The sequence below is a fragment of the Variovorax sp. Varisp46 genome (genome assembly GCF_059491885.1).
The window spans coordinates 1,893,624-1,917,244 of record NZ_CP168515.1 but is presented as its reverse complement, the minus strand read 5'-3'; the positions used below and the strand labels follow the sequence as shown (position 1 = coordinate 1,917,244).

Annotated in this window: 20 protein-coding genes and 1 pseudogene; 5 read left to right on the top strand and 16 right to left on the bottom strand. The window is 68.2% G+C overall.

The window, feature by feature from the left end; genetic code table 11:
• Positions 1-248: 248 nt before the first annotated feature.
• From ACEN9N_RS09035 to ACEN9N_RS09025, 3 genes are read right to left on the bottom strand one after another with little or no spacing between them, the layout of a single operon-like run.
• Entirely contained in the window at positions 249-1,304 is a 1,056-nt protein-coding gene (locus ACEN9N_RS09035; protein ID WP_413313546.1) for an amino acid ABC transporter permease, read from the bottom strand.
• A complete protein-coding gene (locus ACEN9N_RS09030) occupies positions 1,301-2,299 on the bottom strand; it encodes an amino acid ABC transporter permease (RefSeq protein ID WP_495655887.1) in 999 nt (332 codons plus the stop codon). The genes ACEN9N_RS09035 and ACEN9N_RS09030 overlap by 4 nt, the downstream gene beginning before the upstream one ends.
• Positions 2,296-3,330 carry an amino acid ABC transporter substrate-binding protein gene (locus ACEN9N_RS09025; protein WP_007837828.1) on the bottom strand — a complete coding sequence of 345 codons (1,035 nt, stop codon included), beginning with the start codon at positions 3,328-3,330 and terminating at the stop codon, positions 2,296-2,298. The genes ACEN9N_RS09030 and ACEN9N_RS09025 overlap by 4 nt, the downstream gene beginning before the upstream one ends.
• 173 nt (positions 3,331-3,503) lie before the next feature.
• Here ACEN9N_RS09025 and ACEN9N_RS09020 point away from each other — a divergent pair, with 173 nt between their 5' ends.
• The gene (locus tag ACEN9N_RS09020) at positions 3,504-3,899 is read left to right on the top strand and encodes a DoxX family protein (RefSeq protein ID WP_007837829.1); all 396 of its coding nucleotides are present in this window, start codon (positions 3,504-3,506) and stop codon (positions 3,897-3,899) included.
• Between the two features lie 6 nt (positions 3,900-3,905).
• On the opposite strand, the gene def is transcribed toward ACEN9N_RS09020, so the two are convergent.
• The 5 genes from def to smc all read right to left on the bottom strand — a co-directional run bounded on the left by def (position 3,906) and on the right by smc (position 11,773).
• On the bottom strand, positions 3,906-4,445 hold the full coding sequence (def, locus tag ACEN9N_RS09015; RefSeq protein WP_056590568.1) for a peptide deformylase: 540 nt from the start codon (positions 4,443-4,445) through the stop codon (positions 3,906-3,908).
• Between the two features lie 36 nt (positions 4,446-4,481).
• The gene (locus ACEN9N_RS09010; RefSeq protein WP_007837832.1) at positions 4,482-4,910 is read right to left on the bottom strand and encodes a hypothetical protein; all 429 of its coding nucleotides are present in this window, start codon (positions 4,908-4,910) and stop codon (positions 4,482-4,484) included.
• A 116-nt stretch (positions 4,911-5,026) separates the two neighbouring features.
• On the bottom strand, positions 5,027-7,114 hold the full coding sequence (gene ligA, locus ACEN9N_RS09005; RefSeq protein ID WP_495655886.1) for an NAD-dependent DNA ligase LigA: 2,088 nt from the start codon (positions 7,112-7,114) through the stop codon (positions 5,027-5,029).
• Positions 7,115-7,139: 25 nt separating this feature from the next.
• Complete coding sequence (locus ACEN9N_RS09000; RefSeq protein WP_056590574.1) at positions 7,140-8,243, bottom strand: cell division protein ZipA C-terminal FtsZ-binding domain-containing protein; 1,104 nt, start codon at positions 8,241-8,243, stop codon at positions 7,140-7,142.
• Between the two features lie 14 nt (positions 8,244-8,257).
• A complete protein-coding gene (gene smc, locus ACEN9N_RS08995) occupies positions 8,258-11,773 on the bottom strand; it encodes a chromosome segregation protein SMC (protein ID WP_495655885.1) in 3,516 nt (1,171 codons plus the stop codon).
• A gap of 173 nt (positions 11,774-11,946) precedes the next feature.
• Here smc and ACEN9N_RS08990 point away from each other — a divergent pair, with 173 nt between their 5' ends.
• The 4 genes from ACEN9N_RS08990 to ACEN9N_RS08975 all read left to right on the top strand — a co-directional run bounded on the left by ACEN9N_RS08990 (position 11,947) and on the right by ACEN9N_RS08975 (position 15,091).
• The gene (locus tag ACEN9N_RS08990) at positions 11,947-12,657 is read left to right on the top strand and encodes a hypothetical protein (protein ID WP_495655884.1); all 711 of its coding nucleotides are present in this window, start codon (positions 11,947-11,949) and stop codon (positions 12,655-12,657) included.
• Positions 12,658-12,730: 73 nt separating this feature from the next.
• Positions 12,731-13,045, top strand: coding sequence for a helix-turn-helix domain-containing protein (locus ACEN9N_RS08985; RefSeq protein WP_495655883.1), 315 nt, complete (start codon positions 12,731-12,733; stop codon positions 13,043-13,045).
• Positions 13,042-14,334, top strand: coding sequence for a type II toxin-antitoxin system HipA family toxin (locus ACEN9N_RS08980; RefSeq protein WP_495655882.1), 1,293 nt, complete (start codon positions 13,042-13,044; stop codon positions 14,332-14,334). The genes ACEN9N_RS08985 and ACEN9N_RS08980 overlap by 4 nt, the downstream gene beginning before the upstream one ends.
• A 64-nt stretch (positions 14,335-14,398) precedes the next feature.
• Positions 14,399-15,091, top strand: coding sequence for a P-loop NTPase family protein (locus ACEN9N_RS08975; protein WP_495655881.1), 693 nt, complete (start codon positions 14,399-14,401; stop codon positions 15,089-15,091).
• Positions 15,092-15,113: 22 nt separating this feature from the next.
• On the opposite strand, the gene fabG is transcribed toward ACEN9N_RS08975, so the two are convergent.
• From fabG to ACEN9N_RS08935, 8 genes and pseudogenes are all read right to left on the bottom strand, one after another.
• Complete coding sequence (fabG, locus tag ACEN9N_RS08970; protein WP_130426171.1) at positions 15,114-15,845, bottom strand: 3-oxoacyl-ACP reductase FabG; 732 nt, start codon at positions 15,843-15,845, stop codon at positions 15,114-15,116.
• Positions 15,842-16,315 (bottom strand): hotdog family protein, encoded by a 474-nt coding sequence (locus ACEN9N_RS08965; protein ID WP_007837846.1) that lies wholly within the window; start codon positions 16,313-16,315, stop codon positions 15,842-15,844. Before ACEN9N_RS08965 ends, fabG begins: the two co-directional genes overlap by 4 nt.
• A pseudogene (locus tag ACEN9N_RS08960) lies at positions 16,312-17,053 on the bottom strand (class I SAM-dependent methyltransferase). The gene ACEN9N_RS08965 and the pseudogene ACEN9N_RS08960 overlap by 4 nt, the downstream one beginning before the upstream one ends.
• Positions 17,050-17,889: a polysaccharide deacetylase family protein gene (locus ACEN9N_RS08955; RefSeq protein WP_007837848.1), complete on the bottom strand. Its 840-nt coding sequence runs from the start codon at positions 17,887-17,889 to the stop codon at positions 17,050-17,052. Before ACEN9N_RS08955 ends, ACEN9N_RS08960 begins: the two are co-directional and overlap by 4 nt.
• The gene (locus ACEN9N_RS08950; RefSeq protein ID WP_495655880.1) at positions 17,889-20,282 is read right to left on the bottom strand and encodes an MMPL family transporter; all 2,394 of its coding nucleotides are present in this window, start codon (positions 20,280-20,282) and stop codon (positions 17,889-17,891) included. The genes ACEN9N_RS08955 and ACEN9N_RS08950 overlap by 1 nt, the downstream gene beginning before the upstream one ends.
• Positions 20,282-20,908, bottom strand: coding sequence for a LolA-related protein (locus tag ACEN9N_RS08945; RefSeq protein WP_413313557.1), 627 nt, complete (start codon positions 20,906-20,908; stop codon positions 20,282-20,284). The genes ACEN9N_RS08950 and ACEN9N_RS08945 overlap by 1 nt, the downstream gene beginning before the upstream one ends.
• The gene (locus ACEN9N_RS08940; protein WP_007837853.1) at positions 20,880-21,902 is read right to left on the bottom strand and encodes a lysophospholipid acyltransferase family protein; all 1,023 of its coding nucleotides are present in this window, start codon (positions 21,900-21,902) and stop codon (positions 20,880-20,882) included. Before ACEN9N_RS08940 ends, ACEN9N_RS08945 begins: the two co-directional genes overlap by 29 nt.
• Positions 21,902-23,617: an AMP-binding protein gene (locus ACEN9N_RS08935; protein WP_495655879.1), complete on the bottom strand. Its 1,716-nt coding sequence runs from the start codon at positions 23,615-23,617 to the stop codon at positions 21,902-21,904. The genes ACEN9N_RS08940 and ACEN9N_RS08935 overlap by 1 nt, the downstream gene beginning before the upstream one ends.
• Positions 23,618-23,621 lie beyond the last annotated feature (4 nt).

Sequence of the window (23,621 nt, the reverse complement as noted above, 5' to 3'; positions counted from 1 at the left end):
AAACCCAGCTGCCAGAGCTGGGTTCATTCGTTCGGGGAGAGAGCGATACACCAGGTGGCTGCCGTAACGGCCACCTGCGCGTGCTCAGGTGGCCGCGGTGGTAATGGTGGTAATCATTCGAGCAACGACCATCGCCTGCGCGGAGGCAGGCGGCATCATGCGAGCCATCAGGGCTGCGTGGGATGCGGGGTGGAAATCGTGGCTCGACATGAAGGCCCGGAGTGTACAGGAGCCCGGCCGTGCCCCGCTCAGCGCACGGCCGACAGCCGCTTTTCGAGCCACACGCTGTAGCGCGAGAGCCCGAAGCACAGCACCCAGTACACAGCCGCGATGAAGAGATAGCCCTCGAGATAGAACGGCCGCCACGTCGGATCACCGCCCAGCGCCAGGCCCAGCGCGCCGGTCAGCTCGAACAGGCCGACCACGGTGACGAGCGAGGTGTCTTTCAGCGTACCGACCACGCTGTTGGTCAGCGCCGGCACCACGAGGCGCAGCGCCTGCGGCAGCACGATGTCGCGCTGCACCGGCCAGCGGCCGAAGCCCAGCGCCATCGCCACTTCGGTCTGCCCGCGCGGTACGGCCTGCAGGCCGCCGCGGATGATCTCGGCCAGGTACGCCGCCACAAACAGCGTGAGCCCCGCGAGCACCCGCACCAGCACGTCGGGCTGCCATCCGGCCGGCCACAGCAGCGGCAACAGGAACGAGGCCATGAACAGCACCGAGATCAGCGGCACGCCGCGCACCAGTTCGATGTAGCTCGCACTCAGCGTGCGCACCACGGGCCAGCCCGAGCGGCGGCCCAGCGCCAGCAACAAGGCCAGCGGAAAGGCCAGCGCCAGCCCCACCACCGCGAGCCCGATGGTCAGCGGCAGGCCGCCCCAGCGGCTCGTCGGTACATGGCTCAGTCCCAGGACGCCGCCACGCATCAGCAGCACGAACAGCAGCAGCGCACCGATCCACAGCGGCACGAGCCACCAGCGCCAGCTCCGCGGCCAGGCGCTGAGCACGGTGACGGCGGACAGCACGACGACCGCGATGGCCGGGCGCCATTGCTCTTCATACGGAAAGCGTCCGAACAGCATCGGCCGCCACTTCTCGGCCACCACACCCCAGCAGGCGCCATGCTGCACGGCCCGGCAGGCCTCGGCGTCGGGCCGGAACACCGCATGCACGATGCCCCACTCGACGGCGTGGAAGCCGCCCCACGCGAGCAGCGCAAGCAGCAGCACCGTCGCCAGTGCCCGCATCGGCGAACCCCAGAGTTCGCTGCGCCACGCAATGGGTTCCTGCGTGGCGCTCCTCATTGCCAGCCTCGCAATGCAACGCGCACGTTGTAGCGGTTCATGCCGAACGAAATCAGCAGTGACAACAGCAGATAGACCGCCATGATGATCGCGATGCACTCGAAGGCCCGGCCATTCGAACCGATGGTGGTGTTGGCCACCGACACCAGCTCCGGATAGCCCACGGCCACAGCAAGCGACGAGTTCTTGGTGAGGCTCAGCAGCTGGTTGGTGAGCGATGGCACGATCACCCGCAGCGCCTGCGGCAGGATCACGATGCGGAGCTGCTGCACCGGCGACAGGCCCAGCGCCTGCCCCGCAAGCACTTGCCCCTGCGAGACCGACAGGATGCCCGCGCGCACGATCTCCGCCACGAACGCGGCCGAATAAAAGGTCAGGCCCGCCACGATGGTCACGTACTCGGGGCTCAGCGCAGCGCCGCCGCTCACACCGAAGTCGCCACGCTCGGGAAACTCGAAATGCGTGGGCCACCAGCCGCCCTCGCCTGCCACGGGCCACGGCACGCTGAGCCCCCCCTTGCTGAGCCACACGCCGGGCAACAACCGAACAGGCTCCGTCGGGTCGGGCAGCAGGTTGGCCATCGCGAAGGCCAGCATCAGCAGCTGCACCAGCAGCGGCACGTTGCGCAGCAACTCGACGTATGCGGTGCAGATGCCGCGCAGCAGCACGTGCGGCGCCAGCCGGCCGATGCCGATGAGCGTGCCGAGCACGACCGAGAAGATGGCCGCCGGCACCGCCGCGCGCACCGTGTTGATCAGCCCCGCGAGAAACGCGCGCCAGAACGGCTGGTTCGCATCGAAGTTCAGCCAGCCTTCGCTGATCGAGAAGCCCGCGGGCTCGGTGAGAAAGTCGAAGCCGGAGCGCACGCCGCGTGCACGCAGCACCTCGAGTGCATGGTGAACCACCCAGACCGCGCCGGCCACGACGGCCAGCACCAGCAGCGCCTGGACGGCCCATGCCAGCCAGACCCCGCGGCGCGAGGCCCTGGCGCTCATCGAACCGGGGGTGCGTAGATCAGGCCGCCCTTGTTCCAGAGGTTGTTGGAGCCGCGCGGCAGCTTGAGCACCGACTTCGGCCCGACATTGCGCTCGAACATCTCGCCGTAGTTGCCCACGGCCTTGATCGCGCGGAACGACCAGTCCTTGTCGAGGCCCAGCAGTTTGCCGAGGTCTTCACCGGTGCCGACCAGGCGCTGCTGCGCCGGATCCTTGCTGCTGGCCTTGAGTTCGTCGGCATTGGCCTGCGTGACGCCGAACTCCTCGGCCTCGATGAGCGCATTGGGCACCCACTTGGCGATGGCGAACCATTCGTCGTCGCCACGGCGCACCAGCGGCGCGAGCGGCTCCTTGGAGATCAGCTCGGGCAGGATGACGTAGTCGTCGGGGTTCGGCGCTTCCTTGTTGCGCAGGCCGGCCAGCGCCGAGGCGTCGGTCGTGAAGGCCTGGCAGCGGCCCGAGAAGAAAGCCTTGAACGAAGCCTCGAAGCTTTCGAAGACGACGGTCTTTACCGGGATGTTCTGCGCGCGGAAGTAGTCCGACACGTTCTTCTCGTTGGTGGTGCCCGACTGCGTGCAGATGGTGGCGTTCTTGAGTTGCTTGGCGCTCGTGACCTTGAGCTTCTTCGGCACCAGGAAGCCCTGGCCGTCATAGTAGGTGATGGTGGTGAAGTTGAAGCCCAGCGAAGCGTCGCGCGTGAGCGTCCAGGTCGTGTTGCGCGCGAGGATGTCGATCTCGCCGGCCTGCAGGGCCGAGAAGCGCTGCTGCGAATTGAGCGGCACGAAGTCGACCTTCTTGCCGTCGCCGAGTACGGCGGCCGCGATGGCGCGGCAGGTGTCGACGTCGAGGCCCGACCAGTTGCCCTGGGTGTCCGGTGCGGAGAAGCCCGCCACGCCGTTGGTCACGCCGCACTTGACGGTGCCGCGCTGCTTGACCGCGTCGAGTGTCTTGCCGGCGAAGGCCGGCGCGGCAGCGGCGAGTGCGATGACGGAGGCGGCGGCAAGCAATGCCGGGCGGAAACGATTGTTCATTGGTGTTCTCCTCAACAGTAGGCAAAAGGCAGTGTACGGGCCGACACGAGACTCTGCCAAAGAACCACGGGTTTGATGCATATGCCCGTAGCCCGACGCAAATCCGGTGCCCGAAGACGCTGCAGGTTCACTACCATACGGCCCTCGAATCACTTCAACTGGAATCCACACAAATGGTCAAATCCGACGACACCGGCAAGTTCATCCTGCGCGTCGCGCTTGGCGTCCTGATCCTGCTGCACGGCATCGCCAAGCTCCAGGGCGGCGTCGGCTTCATTTCCGGCATGCTGGCCCAGCACGGGCTGCCGGGCGCGCTGGCTTATCTGGTCTATATCGGGGAAGTGGTGGCGCCCGTGCTGCTGATCATCGGCCTCTACACGCGGCCGGCGGCATGGATCGTCGCGATCAACATGCTCGTGGCTTTCACGCTGGTCCACGCGAAGGACCTGACCTCGCTCGGCAAGCAAGGCGGCTGGGCGCTGGAAACGCAGGGCATGTTCCTGTTCGCGGCGCTCGCCCTCGCCTTCATGGGCGGCGGCCGCTTCGCGCTCAGCAGCAAATACAACTGAGCGGGCTCAATCGTCATCGGCCGCATCGAGGCCCGGAAACAGGACCTCGGTGTAGCCGAAGCGCGAGAAATCGCGCACCCGCATCGGGTACAGCTTGCCCAGCAGATGATCGACTTCATGCTGCACAACGCGCGCATGAAAGCCGGTGGCGACCCGGTCGATCGGGTCGCCGTAGGGGTCGAACCCGGTATAGCGGATGTTGGCGAATCGCGGCACCACGCCGCGCAGGCCCGGCACCGACAGGCATCCTTCCCACCCCTCTTCCTCCTCGTCGTCCAGCGGCGTGATGACGGGATTGAGCAGCACGGTACGCGGCACCGGTGGCGCATCGGGATAGCGGGGATTCACGACATCGGTGCCGAAGATCACCAGTTGCTGGTCCACGCCGATCTGCGGTGCGGCGAGGCCAGCACCGTTGACTGCATGCATGGTTTCGAACATGTCGCGCACCAGCAGGTGCAGTTCGTCGGTGTCGAAGGCGGCGACCGGCTGCGCAATGCGCAGCAGCCGGGGGTCGCCCATTTTCAGGATTTCGCGGATGGCCATGGCGGGATTATCGCGACAGGCCCGCAGCCGCCGCGATCAGGGAGGGGTCTGGGTCTTGGAGTCCGGCGAAGTCCACAGGCGCGCATTGCCGCGCGGCGGCGTCGGGATGGAGCCCGGTCCTCCACCGGCAATGGGCGGGCGCGGTGCGACGCCCGGGTGGCCACCGCCCCAGTTGCCTGACGGTCGTCCGACCACGCCGGGACTCGGATAGACAGGGCGCACGGCCGGATAGCCCGGACGGCCGTAGTACGGACGGTCGTAGTAGTACGGACGCCGCTGCTCGTAGTAGCCGCCACCCTGGATGTAGACCGGCGCGGGCGAAACGACCACGGGCGCGGGCTCGCTGTAGTAAGGCCCCGACGAGTAGCCACCATAGTAGGGATCGGCGGGCACGCCCACGCAGCCGCTCAGCAACGCAACGCCGCCGAGCGCGGCGCAAGCACCAAGAACACGAATTTTTTGCATGAGGGACTCCTTGTGGCCTTCGATTAGTTTTCAACGCCAGGTTGTAGACCCTGTTGACTGCGCTCAGATGAAGTCGCGTAACGGCCGGTAAAGGGCCTGTCCGGCACCTCTGCGGCTTACTCCGTCGGAACACCGTTGGCGAGTATCTCCAGCATACGCGCCTCATCGATGATCTCGACGCCGTTTTCACGCGCCTTGTCGAGCTTGCTCCCGGCCTCTTCGCCGGCCACGAGGTAATGGGTCTTCTTGCTGACCGAGCCGGAAACCTTGGCTCCGGCTGCCTCCAATTTATCCTTCGCTTCGTCGCGGCTCAGCGTAGGAAGCGTGCCGGTGATGACGAAGGTCAGACCCGCCAAAGGCTTCGGCGCCCTGGCGGCGGGCTCGCCCTCCTCCCAGCTCAGTCCGCAGGCGCGCAATTGCTCGACCACTTCGCGGTTGTGCGGCTGATCGAAGAAGGTGCGCAGGCTTTGCGCCACCACCGGACCCACGTCGTTCACTTCGAGCAGTTGCTCCTCGCTCGCGTCCATGATCGCGTCGAGCTTGCCGAAGTGCTTGGCCAGGTCCTTCGCGGTGGTTTCGCCCACGTGGCGGATGCCAAGGCCGAACAGGAAGCGCGGCAGCGTGGTCTTCTTCGAGGCCTCGAGCGCGTCGACGAGGTTCTTCGCCGACTTCTCGGCCATGCGATCCAGCCCGGCCAGCGTGGTGAAACCCAGCTTGTAGAGATCAGGCAAGGTGCGGATCAGGTTGGCATCGACCAGTTGCTCGACCAGCTTGTCGCCCAGTCCGTCGACATCCACCGCACGCCGCGCCGCGAAGTGCAGGATGGCTTCCTTGCGCTGCGCCGCGCAGAACAGGCCGCCGCTGCAGCGGTAATCGACCTCGCCCTCCTCGCGCACGGCTTCCGAATCGCACACGGGGCACTTGTGCGGCATGGTGAAGACTGCGCCGCGCTGATCGTCGGGCCTGGCCAGGCTGTCCGGTGCCACGCCGACCACTTCGGGAATCACGTCGCCGGCACGGCGCACGATCACCGTGTCGCCCACGCGCACATCCTTGCGGCGCGCCTCGTCTTCGTTGTGCAGCGTGGCATTCGTCACCGTCACGCCGCCGACGAACACCGGCGCGAGCTTGGCGACCGGTGTGAGCTTGCCGGTGCGGCCGACCTGGATCTCGATGCCGACCACCTCGGTCAGTTGCTCCTGTGCCGGGTACTTGTGGGCCACGGCCCAGCGCGGCTCGCGCGAGACAAAGCCCAGTTGCCGCTGCAGTTCGATGCTGTCGACCTTGTAGACGACGCCGTCGATGTCATAGGGCAAGGCGTCGCGCTGGCGGCCGATGTTCTCGTGGAAAGCTATAAGTTCAATCGCACCTGTCGCGCGCGCCGTCTGCCTGGCCACAGGAAAGCCCCAGGCATCGAACTGCTGCAGCCAGTCGAATTGCGTCGGGCAGTCGGGTCCGCCCTCGGCCGCTGGCGTCACCTCGCCCAGCCCGTAGGCAAAGAAGCTCAGGGGCCGCGCCGCGGCAATCGCCGGGTCGAGTTGGCGCACCGCGCCGGCGGCGGCATTGCGCGGGTTGACGAACACCTTCTCGTTCTTTTGCCCATCCGCGATCTTCTGGCGCTGGCGCTCGTTGAGCGCGTCGAAATCGGCGCGCTTCATGTAGACCTCGCCGCGCACCTCGACCACGGGCGGCGCCGTACCGTTGAGGCGCAGCGGAATCTCGCGCACGGTGCGGATGTTCTGCGTGACGTCTTCGCCCACCTCGCCGTCGCCGCGCGTGGCGGCCTGCACCAGCACACCGTTTTCGTAGCGCAGGTTCATGGCAAGGCCGTCGAACTTCAGCTCGCAGACGTAGGCGACCTGCGGTCCGTCCTCGGGCAGACCCAGTTCCTTGCGCACGCGCGCGTCGAAGGCGCTCGCGCCGCCGGGCGTGATGTCGGTCTCGGTGCGGATCGACAGCATCGGCACCCTGTGGCGCACCTTGACGAAACCGTCGAGCACCTTGCCGCCCACTCGCTGTGTCGGCGAATCGGGCGTGCGCAGGTCGGGAAACTCGGTTTCGATGGCCTGAAGGCGCTGGAAGAGCCTGTCGTACTCGGCGTCCGGCAGTTCGGGCGTGTCGAGCACGTAGTAGAGATGGGCGTGGCGGTGGAGCTGTTCGCTCAGTGCGGCGGCTTCGCGTGCCGCTTCGTCGCGCGTCGTCATGGGTGTCTCCCGGAGGTCGGAGTTGTTAGCTGAAGAGGCGCCGTGCCAGCGGCGAGCCCGCAGCGAGGTCGCGCGCATCGAGCGTGTCGTAGAGCTGCTCGAGGTCGGCGCCGATCACGTCCATGGTTTCGTCGCGCAGCAGCTGGCCGTCGCTGTCGGTGACCACGCCGTCCATCTCGCGCGCCAGCGTGGCGGCAGCTTCGCGCATGCGGCGGAACGGCTCTTCGCCGCGGTCGACCTGCGGCACATCGAGGCTCAGGCTGAGTTCGCGGATGGCCGACTGGGCCGGGTCGTCGGCCAGCGCCGCCTGCGTGTCGAAGGCCAGCCCGAGGATCGGCGGCAGGCCGGCTTCGCTGGTGGGCAGCACCATGCGCCCCGGGATGATGCCGGCCACGAAGCCGAGCCGCGCCGCGTTCTGCTGCACATAGCCCGGACTCCAGGCCGCATGCAACGCGCGCAGGACAAAACCCAGCTGCGCATCGTGCGCGCTGGCGAACTGGTCGAGCTCGCGGGCGCGCGCCACTTCGTCGAGCATCTCGGGAAACTCGGGCGCGCCGTTGACGGCGTCGGCGAAGGCCTGGGCCTTGACCACGAATTCGGAGTACTCGATCTCGTTGAGCGCACCCGTGCGGTTGGCCAGCTGCACGCCGACCTGGAAAGCGCTGTAGCGCTGGCCGGCCACGGGCGGCTCCCACTGGCCAGTGTGTTCGTTCAGGCCTTCGATGGCCACCGGCTTGCTGCCCGCGCGCCGTGTCGGCGGCATGGCGGCGATGGCGGCATCGCCCGAGGCGAGGCCGTCGAGCGAGATCGGTGCGATCACGTCGATCAGCGGGTCGAGCCCGCCGCGGCGTTCACCGGTCGCCACGGGCACGCCGCTGGGCGCCGGCAGGTCGGGATCGAACAGGGGCTCGTGGCGGTCTGCCCCCTGTATCTGGTGCGGATCGGCATGCAGCATCGGCTCCATGCCGCCGCCGCTCTCCGCCAAAGCGCGCTCGGCTTCATCGAGCGCAATGTCGATCGCGTCGGGCTGGCGCGGCGCATTGCGGCGCGACATCAGCGTGTTGTAGGCAACGACGGCCGCGAGAACGAGGCCGCCGAGGATGGTCAGGGCGAGAGTGAGGCTGCTCATGGGTGCCGCTCGGCTTACGCGGCTTCGACCATCGAGACCGCCGACTCCATGTCGACCGCAACGATGCGCGACACGCCCTGTTCCTGCATCGTCACGCCGATCAGCTGCTCGGCCATTTCCATGGCGATCTTGTTGTGGCTGATGAAGAGGAACTGGGTTTCGCGGCTCATGGCTGTCACGAGTTTGGCATAGCGCTCGGTGTTCGCGTCGTCCAGCGGCGCGTCCACTTCGTCGAGCAGGCAGAAAGGGGCCGGGTTGAGCTGGAAGATGGCGAACACGAGCGCAATGGCCGTGAGCGCCTTCTCGCCGCCCGACAGCAGGTGGATGGTCTGGTTCTTCTTGCCCGGGGGCTGCGCCATCACCTGCACACCGGAGTCGAGGATTTCGTCGCCCGTCATCATCAGCTTGGCATTGCCGCCGCCGAACAGCTCGGGGAACATGCGGCTGAAGTGCTCGTTGACGACCTTGAAGGTGCCGCCCAGCAGGTCGCGCGTTTCGGCGTCGATCTTGCGGATGGCGTCTTCGAGCGTGCCGATGGCCTCGTTCAGGTCGGCCGACTGCGCGTCGAGGAAGGTCTTGCGTTCGCTCGCGATGGCGAGTTCGTCGAGCGCCGCCAGGTTCACCGCGCCGAGCGCGACCACTTCGCGGTTGAGGCGGTCGATTTCGCCTTGCAGGCCCGTGAGCTTGACCTTTTCGGTTTCGATCGACTGCTCGATGGCTTCGAGGTCGGCGCCGGCATCGTCGAGCAGCTGCTGGTACTGCTCGACACCCAGGCGCGCGGCCTGTTCCTTCAACTGGAACTCGGTGATGCGCTGGCGCAGCGGATCGAGCTCGCGTTCGAGCTGCAGGCGGCGCTCGTCGCTCGCGCGCAGCTTGAGCGTGAGGTCGTCGTACTGGCTGCGCGCCGAGCCCAGCGCGGCTTCGCGTTCGAGCTTGAGCGACAGGGCATCCTGCAGGCCGGCCTGCGCAGCGGCATCGGACAGCCGGGCCAGTTCGGCCCGGGCGCGCTCGTCTTCGTCGGTCAGCGCCACGATCTGCTGCGCCGCGGTTTCGATGGAACGGTTGAGCTCCCCGCGGCGGGCTTCGAGCGTGCGCTGCGAGAAGGTCGCTTCCTGCGCCTGGCGCTCGAGGCTGCGGTGCTGCTCGCGGCTCGCGCTCAGCGCGCGGCCGGCTTCGATCACGCGCTCGTCGAGTTGCGCGTGGCGCTCCTGGCTGTCGGCCAGCTGCATGTCGAGCTCTTCGAACCGGCCTTCGGCGGCGATGCGCCTCTCCTGCAGTTCTTCGAGCTGCGCATCGACTTCGCCGAGGTCGGCGGCCAGCTGCTGGCTGCGCGCGCGGGTCTGCTCGGCGAGCTGTGTCATGCGCAGGGTCTCGACCTGCAGTTCGTGCGCGCGCGACTGGGTCTCGGCGGCTTCGCGACGTGCGGTCACGAGGCGCTGTGCGGCATCGGCGTAGGCGGCTTCGGCGCGGACCAAGGCAGTACGCGCTTCTTCGTTGATGAGTGTCTGGGCGCGCAGCTGGCGATCCAGGTTTTCCATTTCCTGCTGGCGGGCCAGCAGGCCGGCCTGTTCGGAGTCGGGCGCGTAGAAGTTGACGCTGTGCGAGGACACGGCGTGGCCGCTCTGCACGTAGATGACTTCGCCAGGCTGCAGCGCAGCACGCTGGGCCAGCGCTTCCTCGAAGCTCGCGGCGGTATAGCAGCCATGCAGCCAGCCGTTCAGCAGGGCTTGCTGGCCGGCATCGTTCAGGCGAAGCAGGCTGGACAGGCGCGGCAGCGCGGCCGTGCCTTCGGGCGCTCCGGCTGTGGGCGGGCTGTAGAAGGCAAGCTTGGCGGGCGGCGCGTCGTTGCCGAAGGCGCGCACCATCTCCAGGCGGCTGACTTCGAGCGCACCCAGGCGTTCGCGCAGCGCGGCTTCGAGCGCGTTTTCCCATCCCTGCTCGACGTGGATTCGGCTCCACAGGCCCTGCAGGCCGTCGAGGCCGTGCTTGGCGAGCCAGGGCGCCAGCTTGCCGTCGGTCTTGACCTTTTCCTGCAGCGCGCGCAGCGCTTCGAGGCGGGCCGAAAACTCGGCATGGCGGGCGCCTTCGGTGTTGACGGCCTGCTGCTTCGCACGGCGGTCGTCGTCGAGTTGCGGCACGGCTTCCTGCAGCTCATGCAGGCGGGCGTCGGCTTCGCTCGCGGCCTCCTGCGCCATCGCGTGCTGCTCCTGCATTTCGAGCAGGCGGGCTTCGTCTGGCGCGGCCAGCGCGTTCTGGTCGGCGCGCAGGCGCTCGCTGCGCTGCGTGAGCTGGCGGCTCTGCTCTTCGATGTTGCGCTGGTCGGCGGCCAGCACCTGGATCTGCTGCTGTACCTGCGACACGGTCGTGCGCTGGGTGTTGGCCTCGTCCTGGGCGCGCTGCACCGCTTCCTCGAGCTCGGGCATGCGCGCGTCGTGCTCTTCGAGCTGGGCGGCCAGCAAAATGGCCTGCTCCTCGGCGTCCACGCCGGCACCGGCCAGCGTTTCGATCTCGGCCTCGGCCTCTTCGCGGCGGCGGCCCCACTGGCCCATCTGCTCGCGCAGTTGCACCAGGCGCTGCTCGACGCGCTGGCGGCCTTCGACCACGAAGCGAATCTCGCCCTCGAGCCGGCCGACTTCGGCGCTCGCCTCGTAGAGCTTGCCCTGCGCCTGGTTGACCTGGTCGCCGGCGCCGTAGTGGGCCTGGCGCACCGTTTCAAGTTCGGCCTCGATGTGGCGCAGGTCGGCCGTGCGCGATTCGAGGTCGTTGATCGCCTTTTCGGAATCGAACTTGATCCTGGCCTGGTCGGCGTTGCTTTCGCTGCGCTTCAAGAACCACAGCTGGTGCTGCTTCTTCGTGGCGTCGCCTTGCAGCATGTTGTAGCGCGCAGCCACCTCGGCCTGCTTCTCGAGCTTTTCGAGATTGGCGTTGAGCTCGCGAAGAATGTCCTCGACCCGCGTGAGGTTCTCGCGCGTATCGCCCAGGCGGTTTTCGGTTTCGCGGCGGCGTTCCTTGTACTTGGACACGCCCGCAGCCTCTTCGAGGAACAGGCGCAGCTCTTCGGGCTTCGATTCGATGATCCGGCTGATCGTGCCCTGGCCGATGATGGCGTAGGCACGCGGCCCGAGGCCGGTGCCCAGGAACACGTCCTGCACGTCGCGGCGGCGCACCGGCTGGTTGTTGATGTAGTAGCTGCTGGTGCCGTCGCGCGTGAGCACGCGGCGCACGGCGATTTCGCCGAACTGGTTCCATTGGCCGCCGGCGCGGTGGTCGGCGTTGTCGAACACCAGTTCCACGCTCGAACGGCTGGCCTGCTTGCGGGTGGTCGTGCCGTTGAAGATCACGTCCTGCATCGACTCGCCGCGCAACTCCGACGCACGCGACTCGCCGAGCACCCAGCGCACCGCGTCCATGATGTTCGACTTGCCGCAACCGTTCGGCCCGACGACGCCGACCAATTGGCCCGGCAGCAGGAAGTTGGTGGGTTCGGCGAACGACTTGAAGCCCGAAAGCTTGATGGAATTAAGACGCACGACTTGTCGGCCTGCTTGGCTCTAGCGCCAAGGTATTGATTTGTAAGGAAAATTGCACGGGCCTGCAGCTTGCAGCAGGCCGCCGCCCCAGCCGTGGATGATAACGTCAGGGCATGAGCGATTCCCTGGTTTCTCCCCTCGCCATGCGACGTACCTGCCTCCTTGGAGGCATCTTGGCGGGCACGGTTGTTCTGCTTGGCCTTGCAGGCTGCTCGTCGACGCGCGACACCCAGCGCGCCGAGCCCTACAGCAGCCACGAATGGATGCAGTCCGGCGCCAACCGCATCGCCAACCTGTCGCTGCGCGACAACCTGCAGTCGGTGCGTCGCGTGCAAAGCACACTCTACAAGCGCAACCCGCGCGAATGGCGCAAGTCGGCAGCCAGCATGGACGAGGCCGCCCAGCGCGCCTGGGACGCCGTGCTCAAGGGCCCGCCCCTGCCCGAATTGAAGGGCGCCACCGGCATCGATGCGATCCGCCTGGCCTTCGATACCGGGCCGCAGGGCTACCAGGGCGACCGCGTCGCGGCGCTGGTGTACGGCTGGGCCACCATGCTCAAGCAGGCCAACGGCGACACCTGGGACCAGACCATGATCGACGGCATCAATGCCGAGAACAGCTTCAGGGCCGCGCGCAACTTCGAGATATCGCTCTGGCTCATTTCCTCCAAGACCGGCCCCGATGGCCAGCCACTGCTGCTGGCCACCGAAATCAGCGACCGCGGCCGCAACCTCGTGGCCGACCGCGAACTGTCGAAGGTCGTGGCGCGGCTCGACCTGCTAGCTGCGCAGGCCGACGAGAAATACCGCCGGGCGGCGCTCGACTTCGGCCAGAACTGGGTGATGGGCGTGGTCATGCCCTTCTTCACGCTGATACCCAAGTGAAAGCGGCGGAAGAAGCGGCGAAGGTTTTTAGGAAAGATGTTTCCTAAATCCTCATTTGCGGTAATATATTTCCGTGAATAAACAGGAACTCATCATCGCCCTGGCCGCTCGCCGCGATGCCGCCGGCATCTCGAATGCTGAAATCGCTCTGCGCTCGGGACTCACCGAGCGCTCCGTGCGCAACGCCCTGAGCCTGCAGGGCAACCCGCAGCTGTCGTCCCTGCTGGCGCTGGTAGATGCGCTGGGTCTCGAACTGCAGCTTGCGCCCAAGGGCTTTGGCGAAACCACGGCCACCGATCCCGGCTATCGCCCCGTGGCCACGCGCGTAGGCCATGCAGTGGCGCAGGCGCCCGGCGCGCCCATCAACAAGCGCCGTTCGCCGCCATGAACGTCAAGATCCTCGAGATTTCGCTCGGCACACGCCGCTTCGGCAAGCTGTTCCAGTACGCCGACCTGTGCCGCTTCGTCGCGGAGCCCGAGCTGGTCGCCAATCCGCCAGCCGAGGTGCTGTCGCTCTCGATGGTGGCGAGCGACCCCGCGGCCCAGTCGGCACTCTGGAGCGACGTCAAGAACCCGCTGTTCAACGCCCAGGGGGGCCAGCTGCCGGGCTTTTTCCAGAACCTGCTGCCCGAAGGCGTGCTGCGCAGCCATATCGCGCAGCTGCGCGGCTGCCGCGAGAACGATCATTTCGAACTGCTCGCTGCCTGCGGCGGCGACCTGCCCGGCGCAGTGAGTGCCCGGCCCGTGTCGGTGGACCGCGGCACGCTGCAGCGCCTCATCACGCAGGACCAGGATGCGCTGGAGATGTCGGTGGTCGAACTGCCGATGCCGCAAGGCATATCGGTCTCGGGCGTACAGCCCAAGCTGGGCCTGCGCCGCCAGGGCGGGCGGTACGTGGCCCGCACGCGGGCCGGCGCAAGCACCCGGGTGATCGCCAAGCTGCCGGTCGCCGGCCGACCGCACATGCCGCAGCTCGAGATGCTGTCGCTGCAGATGGCCGGCGCGGCGGGCGTCGAGGTTTGCCATGCGGAACTCGCCCCGCTCTCGGCCATTGCCGCGGAGCACAGCTATGCGCTGCCCGACGAGCCCGAATTCCTGGCGGTCACGCGCTTCGACCGCGACGGCGCACGCCGCATCCATTTCGAAGACTTCGCGCAGGTGCTGGCGATCGACCCGATGCGCAAGTACGGCGGCAGCTACCTCGAAATGGCGCTCGCGATGCGCGCGTTTCCGTCGCTGGGCGACGAAGCGGTGCTCGAGCTCCTGCGGCGCCTTGCAGTGAACGACCTGCTCGGCAACCCCGACGCGCATCTCAAGAACTTCGGCGTGCTGTACCCCGACGGCGTTGCACCGCGATTCGCGCCGGCCTACGACATCGTCGCGTACGCCGCACTGCAGGGTGTCGGCGGCCACGCGCTGCCGCTGTTGCCTGAGCCGGCGGTCCCGGCCCGGCGCACCGCCCTGTTCACGCCCGCCAACGTACGCGCCTTCTGCTTCTCGACGGGACTGCACGAGCCGCTGGTGCGCCGTGTCGTCGCCGACACCGCGCGGCTGGCCCGCGACAAATGGCCTGCAATGATCGACGCCTCGGCGCTGCCGGCGCCGTGGAAGAAGCGGCTGCAGCAGCGCTTGCAGGCACATCCCTTGCTGCAAGCCATGGCAAAACGCGGCCGGTAGAAAAACTGGCCCCTAGAATGAATCCGCCCTCCACCCCTCAACCCATTCGAGGCAGCAGCAACTCATGAGCTCCATCAATTTCATCGGCGGCGAAAAAGGCGGTGTCGGCAAGTCTGTCACGGCGCGCGTGCTGGCGCAGTATTTCATCGACCACAGCCACCCTTTCACGGGCTTCGACACCGACCGCTCGCACAGCTCGTTCACCCGCTTCTACGAAGGCTTCGCCTCGCAGGTGGTGGTCGACAGCTTCGAAGGGCTCGACACGGTCGTCAACGGCTTCGAGACCAACCCGCAGCAGAGCGTGATCGTCGACCTTGCCGCGCAAACGCTGGCACCGCTGTCGCGCTGGATCAAGGAGTCGGACCTGTTCGACGTGTTCGCCGACATCGGTGTCACCGTCAACTTCTGGCACGTGCTGGACGACGGCAAGGACTCGACCGACCTGCTCGGCGCACTCATCGACACCTTCGGCAACCGGCCCAACTACATCGTGGTGCAGAACTACGGCCGCGGCAGCGACTTCGGGATGCTGCTGGCCTCGCAATCGCTCTCGAAGGCGACGGCGAACGGCGCACGCGTGATCACCCTGCCCCGCCTGCACGACGCGAGCATGCGCAAGATCGATGCGCAGAACACGAGCTTCTGGAAGGCCGTGAACGACCGCGAAGGCCCGCATGCGCTGGGGTTGCTGGAACGGCAGCGCGTGAAGTCTTGGCTGGCTACGGCCTACGCGGCGTTCGACACCTTGCCGCTGTAAAAGAAATCCCGGCGGCAGATCTTCAGATCATCCCGCCGTTGATCGAGATCACCTGGCCCGTGATGTAGGCCGCCTCGTCACTCGCCAGGAAGGCGGCCAGCGCAGCCACTTCCTGGGGCGTCCCAGCGCGCTTCACCGGCACCATCTGGTTGATGACCGCGGGATCGAACACCGCATCCGCCATCGGCGATGCAATGATTCCGGGTGCAATCGCGTTCACCGTCACGCCGCGCGATGCCACTTCGAGCGACAGCGCCTTGGTCGCGCTGTTCAGCGCGCCCTTGGCCGCGGCGTAGTTGACCTGCCCCCGGTTGCCCGCAATCGCGGCCACGGAAGAGATATTCAGGATGCGCCCCCACCGCGTGCGCATCATGGGCAGAAGCAGCGGCTGCGTGACGCGGAAGAAACCGTTAAGCGATACGTCGATCACCTTGTGCCACTGCTCGGCACGCATGCCCGGCAGCACGGCGTCGTCGTGCACGCCCGCGTTGTTGACGAGGATCTGGACCGGCCCGCCTTCCAGGATGCGCGCGCACGCCGCCGCCGAGGCTTCGTCGCTGCACAGGTCGAACACGTGGCACTCCGCCTTGCCGCCCGCCGCCGTGATCGATGCGGCCAGTTGCTCGACCGCCTCGGGCCGCGAATTGGCGTGTAGCAGGACCGTGGCGCCGTCCCGCGCAAGGCGTTCGGCCATGGCGGCGCCAAGTGCGCCGCTGGCGCCGGTGATCAGCGCGCGTTTTCCTTCGAGACTCATGGCGATGTCATGCTTTCTGCAGCAAGCGGTGTGTTCAGGACCACCACGGCGCGGCCTTCGGCCAGCATGCGGCCATCGTCCGCCTTCACCGTGAATTCGTAGAGGATCTGGCGGTCGTCGCCCGACAGGCGCCGGGCTCCCACCTGCAACGCGCCGGGCACGTCGTCGAGGCGCGCCACCGCCAGCTTCACGTTGCGCGCGCTCGCCAGGAAACCCGCCGACGGCGTGCTGCCCTCGGCAGCCAGCAGGCCGCCATGCAGTGCCATGGCCTGCGCCGCGTATTCGATGGCGTTGGGCGCGAGCAGTCCGCTCTCGGTGCGCAGCGGGTTGTCGGCCTGTGCGTGCGTGGTGGTGCTGCAGCGAATGGCCTCGGCGTCCCAGCTCTCCAGCCGCTCCAGCAGGCACATGCTGCCGCTGTGCGGAATGCGCTGCGCAATGCCGGCACGGTCGAGCGTCTGCGGCACCGTCATGCGGCCCCTTCCAGGTCGGCCACCAGCAGCACGTTGGCGAAGGGCGTGCCCGCGCTCATCGGGATGCTTTGCACGCGAAAGCCCAGGCGCCGCAGCAGCGCCGTCCAGTCGGCCAGCGGCCGGCCCCAGGTCGGCGAGACCTTGTGGCCGCGGATGCGCGTGACGGTGCGATCGACCCACTGGCTGATCGCGAAGCCGCGGCTGCTGCTGCGCCTGCGGGTTGGCGCCACGTCGCAGCGCGTCGCGCACGCGCAGCAGTACGCCTTCCTGCGCTTCAAGGTTCACGTAGTGCAGCACGTCGAGGATCACGACAAGGTCGCAGTCCGGCAAGGCGGCCGAGCACATGTCGGCGCAGACCAGCTTCGGCGCAGGCTGCAGATGGCCGATGGAGGCCTCGGCGCGCGCCACGTCCTTCGGCATCAGCTCGATGCCGGTGTAGTCTGCGCCGTGCGTGGTGGCGTGCCATGACGACGGCCAGCGGCCCTGCTTCTGCATCGTGCTCATCGACGCCAGCAGGCTTGCGAACAGGCCCTGGCCGCAGCCGATGTCGACCACGCGGCTGTGCTGCGCGCCGACCAGCCGATGTTCGAGCAAGCCGCGAAACACCGGATCGCGACCCAGCTTGCCGCGTGCGAAGTGCCAGGCGAAGCTGCCGCCCTTCTGGTAGGGAACGGTCGCGGCCTCGTGCAGCTCGCGCCAGGCGTTGTCGGTCGACGACGAGGGCATCACCGCGCTCATGCTTTCAGCCCTTCGGGCAAGGTAACAGCGCGCAATCCATCGGCGCGCAGACGTTCGAGCAACAAGGGCAATACCTCCAGCAAAACGGGTTGTCCTTTGGCGGTGCGCGCGGCATTGCCGTCGTGCAGCAACAGGATGTCGCGCGCCTGCAGGTTGTGGCTCAGGCGCGCCATCACCTTGGCGGCGTCGCCTTCGCGCGTGTCGAAGCCGCGCCGCGTCCAGCTCACGAGCGAGAGGCCGAGGCGGTGCAGCACGGGTTCGAGGAAGGGGTTGCGCAGGCCGGCCGGCGCGCGGAAACAGGTCGGGCGCTGGCCGACGGTGTCGGCGAGGATGTCCTGCGCCCGCGCAATCTCGGCTGCAAAGCCGCGCGGCCCGAGAAAAGAGAAGTTGTGCCGGTGCTGCGCCGTGTGGTTCTGGATGCTGTGGCCGCGCGCGACGATCTCGCGCGCCAGTTCGGGATGCGCCAGCACCCGCTCGGCGATGCAGAAGAACGTGGCGCGCTGGCCGTGCACATCGAGCAGGTCAAGCACTTGCGGTGTCACCTCGGGCTCCGGCCCGTCGTCGATGGTGATCGCCACTTCGCGGCGCGCGGCAGCTGCTTCGGGCAGCCGCGTGACGTTGGGGCCGAGCAGGCTGCTGCGCGGCGTGAGGCCGGCGCCGGTGATCAGCGCATGGTTCAGCACGATCGCGCCGATGGCCCACGGCAACGCGCCCGGCACCAGCACGCCCGCGCCGATGGCCGCGACGTGCCATGCCGCGCTGGCGCGAATGGCCGGCGGCCAGGGCCAGGATTCTTTGGACGCAGGAACGGAAGACATGGGGGCCGATTTTCCCATCAGGGGCGCGCCGCTTTCGCAGGCGCCACACTCCGCGCAAACGCCGCCGACAGCAGCAGCGCCAGCAGCGCGCCCGGCGCAACCACGCGACCGATGGACGACAACGCCGGGATGTCCGAAATCGCGATCAGACCGAACGACACCACCGTCGTCAGGTTGGCCAGCATCAGGGACGCCAGCGTGTCTTCGTCGGCCCGCCCGGTCGTGCGCAGCTGGTCGAAGAACAGCGCGTAGTTCGACCCCACCGCCACGATCAGCAGCAGCCCCACCAGATGCAGGATGCCGAGCGCCGCCTGCAGCAAGGCCATGCCGCCGAGCGTGAGCACCACCGCGAACAGCAGCGGCTGGCACACGGCGAGCAGCCGGCGCCACGAACGCAGGTAGATGCCGAGCAGCACCACCACCGCCAGCGCGCCGAGCAGCACCTGCACGAAGGCCTCGTGCAGGTAGCGCTGGTACAGGCCCGCGAGTTCGCGGCCGACGTCGACCACCTGCACTTCGGGCAGGCCGGCCAAGGCTGCTTCGAGACGGCCCTGGTCGAACTTGGCGCCGGGGTGCAGCACGACCAGCGTGCCCCATCCGCCGCCCGGACGCTGATACATGAGCGTGTTCAGGATCGAACCGAGCGGCCCACCGGCCAGTTCGGCGCGCTCCACCGGCGGCAGCTTGCGTGCCGCCTCGATGTCGGCCAGGAACGGCCCCAGGCGCGAAGCCGGCAGCGGCATCCCCTTGGTCGCCTCGGCCAGATTGGCGCGCAGCGTTTCGGCGTTCGGCAGGCTCGCGATGCGCGCCGTCTGCACCGCCACGCTCGGCAGCACGCGCGTCACGGTTTCGTAGCCGACGAGTTCGCCCTGCTCCACCAGCGCATCGAGCCGCGCCGCGGCCGCCTCGGTGTTGCGCAGGGCGGCCTGTTCGTCGTCGCCGTAGGCAACCACCAGCACGCCGCCATCGCTCGCGCCGATGTCGTTGCGCAGCATCTCGTCGAGCTGCTGGGCCGCCTTGGGCACCGGACTCATCGCGCCCAGGTCGGCGCGCCACAGGTGACCGCCCTGCCACAGCACCAGCGCCAGCGCGGCCACGCCCAGCGCCGCCAGCGGCCAGCGCAGGCGCGGCAGGCCGCGCACCAGCGCGCCGGCCATTTGCGCCATGTACCTGCGCATGCCCATGCCGGTGGCGCCATCGGGCGCCAGCACCGGCAGCACGTAGCGCGTGGCCAGCGCGGCCGCGACGAGGCCGGCGATGGAGAAGACGCCCAGCTGCGCCAGTCCCGGAAAGCCCGAGAACACCAGCGCCGCAAAGCCGCACACCGAGGTCAGCAGGCCGAGCCGCACGGTCGGCCAGTTCAGATCGCGCCAGCGCTGCCAGCCGGTGCCAGCCACGGCCGCGCCCCGCGCCTGAATGAGGTAGTAGATGGCGTAGTCGACCGTCTCGCCGATCAGCGTGCTGCCGAAGCCCAGCGTGAGGCCGTGCACCGAACCGAACACGAGGCTCACGCTCGCCGTGCCGATCACCACGCCCGTGGCCACGGGCAGGAAGGCGATGACCAGCGCACGCGGCGAGGCGAACGCCAGCAACAGCAGCCCCCCCATGACGATGCCGCCCACCACCGCGAGATGGATCGCTTCGGTCTTGATCTTGTCGCGGCTCATCACCGAGAACACCGGCGGCCCGCTCAGCAGCAGCTTGGGTGCCGTTGCGCCCATGCCGCGCGTCGCGGCCTCGTAGGCGGCGTGCACGCGTGCGATGGCCACGGCCTGCGCGTCGAGGTCGCTGCCGGCGGCGCGCGTGGTGGCGATCATCAGCGCGCGCGGCGCGGCGCGCGACATCCACACGCCGTCTTCGCTGCGCGGCGCGCTGGCGGGCACCAGCTCCATCGCAATGCGCTGTGTCTCGCCGGTCGGGTCGCGGTCGAGAAACGGCTTGATCACGTTGCCGGCCGGCGTGCCAAGCATCGACAGGGTTTCGTTGATGGCGTCGCGCAGACCCTCGGCGGTGAACTGCCCGGGCACTACGCCTGGCGACAGCTGGTAGCGGTGCTGCAGCACCCAGGCTCCCGCCTCGCTCCAGTCGCCGACGTCGCCGTTCTGGACCAGATCGAACAGCTTGCTCTCGCGCATGTCTTTGGCGACAGCACGCGATACGGCGGCACGCTGCTCGGTGCTGCCGCCCTCGATGCCCAGCATCAGCGTGCGCGAGGCGACGCCGCTTTGCAGCTGCTCGATCAGCACGCGCTGGCGCACGTCCGGGCTCTTGGGAAGGAAGGCGGAGAGATCCGCGCCGATCTGCGTGCGCGCAATGACGACGGCACCGCACAGCAGCACCAGCAGCCACGCCAGCAGCACGACCGCTCTGCGCCGCCAGCCCGGCGGACCGCCTGCCTGCTGTTGCGGCATCACGGCGTGGTGCGTCCGGGCGCGCTGGATGGAGCCGCGTTGCCCGGTGTGATGTTCATGACCGAGCGGTCACCGCCGACGAACTCCATCTCGAGCCCCAGCACGTCGCTCGCGCGGCCGCTGATGCGCATGCTGCGCACCTGCGCGGCCAATCGGCTGTCCATCGGGACGAGGTCGAGCGTCCACTTGGCAGCCGAGCCCGACACGGTGCTGCGGAAATAGCGCTGCAGCGTGGCGCCGTCGCCGGTGAGGGTGCCGCGCATGGCCTCTACCAGGCCGAGCAGCTCGGGCATGCTGTCCAGCGCCAGCGTGCGGGTGCGGCCGCCGCGCGAAAGCGTCAGCGTGTTGCCCTCGACAGCCATGGTCTCGATGCGCGGCGACAGCGTGCGGCGCACCAGCTTGTCGGGTGCATCGAAGCTCAGCGTGCCGCTGGCGTCGAGCGGGCCTTCGAGGCCGTGCACGAAGCGTTGTTCGGTGAAGCGAGCCTCCCCGCTCTTCTGCTTGGCCAGCAGCGTCATCAGCTCGGGCAGGTCGAACGCCGCCCAGGCTGGCACGGCGCAGAAGGCCAGCGCGAGCACGCATGCCCTGCAAAGCCAGTCAAGCCGCATCTTCGAGCCAGAAATCATGGAAATTGAACCAGTTGTAGGGATACGCGCGGCACAGCGCTTCCAGGCGTGCCACATAGGCTTCGACGGCCGCGCGGATGCGCATTTCGCGCTCCGCGGGGCTGCAGACCGCCTCGCCGAAGTCGGCCAGCGGGTCGAACCGGACATCGTAGCGGGCACCACCGCCGTAGAGCCCGGCCATGAAGAACACCTTGCGGCGCAGCAGAGCCGCCAGCCGGAAGGGTCCGTCGTTGAAAACCGCCGGCTGCCCGAGGAATGGCAGCACGATGTTGTTGCCGCGCTGGTGCGCGGGCTGGTCTTCGCTGCCCGGCAGCGTACGGTCGGCCAGCATGCCGCCCAGGCCGCCGCCGTCGAGCCAGTCGCGCAGTTCGAGCATCGAATGCGGCCGGCCCAGCGCGATGACGTGCGGCCGCAGTTCAGGCACCGCAATGGCGTTGAGGATGGCCGTGATGCGCTGCGCGTTGTCCGGGTACATCAGCATCGCCAGGCGCAGGTTGCGCTGGTGCGTCTGCTGCTTGCAGGCGCCCAGCGCCTCGAAGCTGCCGACGTGGGCGCCGAGCAGGAAGGCGCCCCGCCCTTGTGCGATCTCCGACTCGATCGACACGTTGCCCTCGATGCTGACCTTGAACAGGTCCATGCGCCCGCGCAGGAAGTAGACGCGGTCGAGCACTGTCGAAGCGAAGGCGTACAGTAGGCGGAAACCGTCGACCCAACCCGCCTGCGGGCCGATGGCCCTGAACAGATAGCGCTTGATGTGCCGGCGCTGCGCCGGTGCGAACAGCAGGAAGTAGAGCGCGATGGGCGGCAGCAGCAGGCGCGTGACGTGGCGCCCGCACACCAGCGCCATCCCGACGATGAAACGCAGCGCAAGCATGTTGCTGCGCTCTGGCGCATGCGCCCAGCCCCCACTTTCACCGCGCTCGCCATTCGGGGCCGCCTCCCCTGCCCGGGCAGCCTCTTTCAAGGCGCGCGCTTCAACGTCGGCGTGTTTCATCACGCGGACTCTTGCACGGCCGTCCAGCGGCCGGTGACGGTCACCACGCCGTCGCAGCGAACGTCGAAACGTACGCCGCGGCCGGGTCCGGCCTCCGGGTGCAATTCGATCGATAGCGCAGCGCCCGGGCGCACCGGCGACAGGAACTTCGCCGCGGCGAGCGTGGGATGTGCGCCCAGCCGCGCCACCAGGGCCGGCACGCGCCGGATCGACTCCATGACCTCGGCCAGCACCAGCGCGCCAGGCAGCAGGGGCTGGCCGGGAAAATGGCCGGCGAATACGGGGTGATCCGCCGGCACCATGTGCGCCATCTGCACTGGTGTGTCGTCTTCGGCGAGTTGCGCCAGCGCGAATTCGCGCAGCGCACGCACTGTGAGCTTGCCCGTGCCTTCGCGTGGGAACGCCTTGACCTGCACCACCCTGCGCGGCACGAACACGGGTTCGAGCCGCTGCCGCAGGGCCGCGATGATGTCGCCCGCCGAGAGCTCGGGCGCGACCACGAAGGCCACCGGCCGCACGACCCCGTCGGCTACCTCGTCGGGCAGCCAGAAGGCGCCGTCGTCCACGCCGGGGATGCTGTTGAGATGAAAGTTCAGGTGCGCCAGCGAGCTGCGCCGGCCCGCCACGTGGATCAGGTCATTGGCGCGGCCGAACAGGCGGAAGCGGCGTTCGTCCAGCAGTTCGAGCACGTCGGCCATCGGCGTGGGCTCGGGCATGAAATCGCCGCTGAAGATGAAGCGCTCGGGGCCTCCGTCGGCCGCGGGCTCGGCGTGCACGCGAATCTCGCCGAAGGTCTCCCAGATTTCACTGTCGGTGGTGCGGCGCGTGGCAACCTGGCCCGACTCGGTGCTGCCGTAGATTTCGAGCAGCACGCCACCCATGGCCTGCTCGGCCTGCTGCGCAAGCTGCGGCGACAGCGGCGCGGTGGCCGACAAAATAAGGTCGACCGGCGGCAGTTCGATCCCCGAGAGCAGCAATGTCTTGAGATGGAACGGCGTGGTGACCAGCGCGCGGGGCCGCGGCACCGAGGCCAGAGTTTTCGCGACATCAGCCGGAAAGAACGGCCGGCCGCTTTCGAATGCTGCGCCGCCGAGCATTGCGAGCAGCACCGACGATTCGAGCCCGTAGCTGTGCTGCACTGGCACGGTCGCGACCAGCGTGAGGCCTTCGAGCGAGGGACGCTCCAGCACCCGGCACAGGCGCTTGACGGCCACCGCCACGTCGCCCACCAGCGTGCGCCAGGTCTTGGCGTGCGGTTGCGGCACGCCGGTCGAGCCCGAGGTGAGCAGGCTGGCTGCGTGCATGGCCGCGTCGATCGCGGGCACCGCGCTATCGGCATCGGCACCGCCGCCAGGACTCGCGCGGTTTTCGAACAGCACGCGCTGCATGCCCGGGGCCTGCAGCTTCGGGTCATCGGTGAGCGCAAAAAGATGCGGGCCGCCGGATTCGAGCAGGCGCGCGAGCGTGTCGGGCCGCGCGTCGGGCGGCAGCAGGCTGGCATGGCCGCGCACCAGCGCCGCGCCCAGGCTCACGGCGAAGGCGTATCGGTCAGCACAGAGATTGACGGCCGGCCCCTCGCCCGGAAGCCCAGGTGCGAAGCGGGCCACGTCGGCCAGGAATTGCCGCGCGCTCACGGGGACACCGGCGCGCCACGCCAGGGGGGCGTCGGGGTCTCGGTTCGCGAGCAGTGGCAGGAAGCGAAGGTCTGTCGTCACGCTG

Coding starts and splice junctions, on each gene's coding strand:
- ligA (WP_495655886.1), bottom strand. CDS start 7,114: ATGACGACGCGCGACGAAGCGGCACGCGAAGCCGCCGCACTGAGCGAA.
- ACEN9N_RS09030 (WP_495655887.1), bottom strand. CDS start 2,299: ATGAGCGCCAGGGCCTCGCGCCGCGGGGTCTGGCTGGCATGGGCCGTC.
- fabG (WP_130426171.1), bottom strand. CDS start 15,845: ATGAGTCTCGAAGGAAAACGCGCGCTGATCACCGGCGCCAGCGGCGCA.
- ACEN9N_RS08965 (WP_007837846.1), bottom strand. CDS start 16,315: ATGACGGTGCCGCAGACGCTCGACCGTGCCGGCATTGCGCAGCGCATT.
- ACEN9N_RS09010 (WP_007837832.1), bottom strand. CDS start 4,910: ATGCAAAAAATTCGTGTTCTTGGTGCTTGCGCCGCGCTCGGCGGCGTT.
- def (WP_056590568.1), bottom strand. CDS start 4,445: ATGGCCATCCGCGAAATCCTGAAAATGGGCGACCCCCGGCTGCTGCGC.
- ACEN9N_RS08940 (WP_007837853.1), bottom strand. CDS start 21,902: ATGAAACACGCCGACGTTGAAGCGCGCGCCTTGAAAGAGGCTGCCCGG.
- ACEN9N_RS09035 (WP_413313546.1), bottom strand. CDS start 1,304: ATGAGGAGCGCCACGCAGGAACCCATTGCGTGGCGCAGCGAACTCTGG.
- ACEN9N_RS08980 (WP_495655882.1), top strand. CDS start 13,042: ATGAACGTCAAGATCCTCGAGATTTCGCTCGGCACACGCCGCTTCGGC.
- ACEN9N_RS09000 (WP_056590574.1), bottom strand. CDS start 8,243: ATGAGCAGCCTCACTCTCGCCCTGACCATCCTCGGCGGCCTCGTTCTC.
- ACEN9N_RS08975 (WP_495655881.1), top strand. CDS start 14,399: ATGAGCTCCATCAATTTCATCGGCGGCGAAAAAGGCGGTGTCGGCAAG.
- ACEN9N_RS08945 (WP_413313557.1), bottom strand. CDS start 20,908: ATGATTTCTGGCTCGAAGATGCGGCTTGACTGGCTTTGCAGGGCATGC.
- ACEN9N_RS08950 (WP_495655880.1), bottom strand. CDS start 20,282: ATGCCGCAACAGCAGGCAGGCGGTCCGCCGGGCTGGCGGCGCAGAGCG.
- ACEN9N_RS08955 (WP_007837848.1), bottom strand. CDS start 17,889: ATGGGAAAATCGGCCCCCATGTCTTCCGTTCCTGCGTCCAAAGAATCC.
- ACEN9N_RS09025 (WP_007837828.1), bottom strand. CDS start 3,330: ATGAACAATCGTTTCCGCCCGGCATTGCTTGCCGCCGCCTCCGTCATC.
- ACEN9N_RS09020 (WP_007837829.1), top strand. CDS start 3,504: ATGGTCAAATCCGACGACACCGGCAAGTTCATCCTGCGCGTCGCGCTT.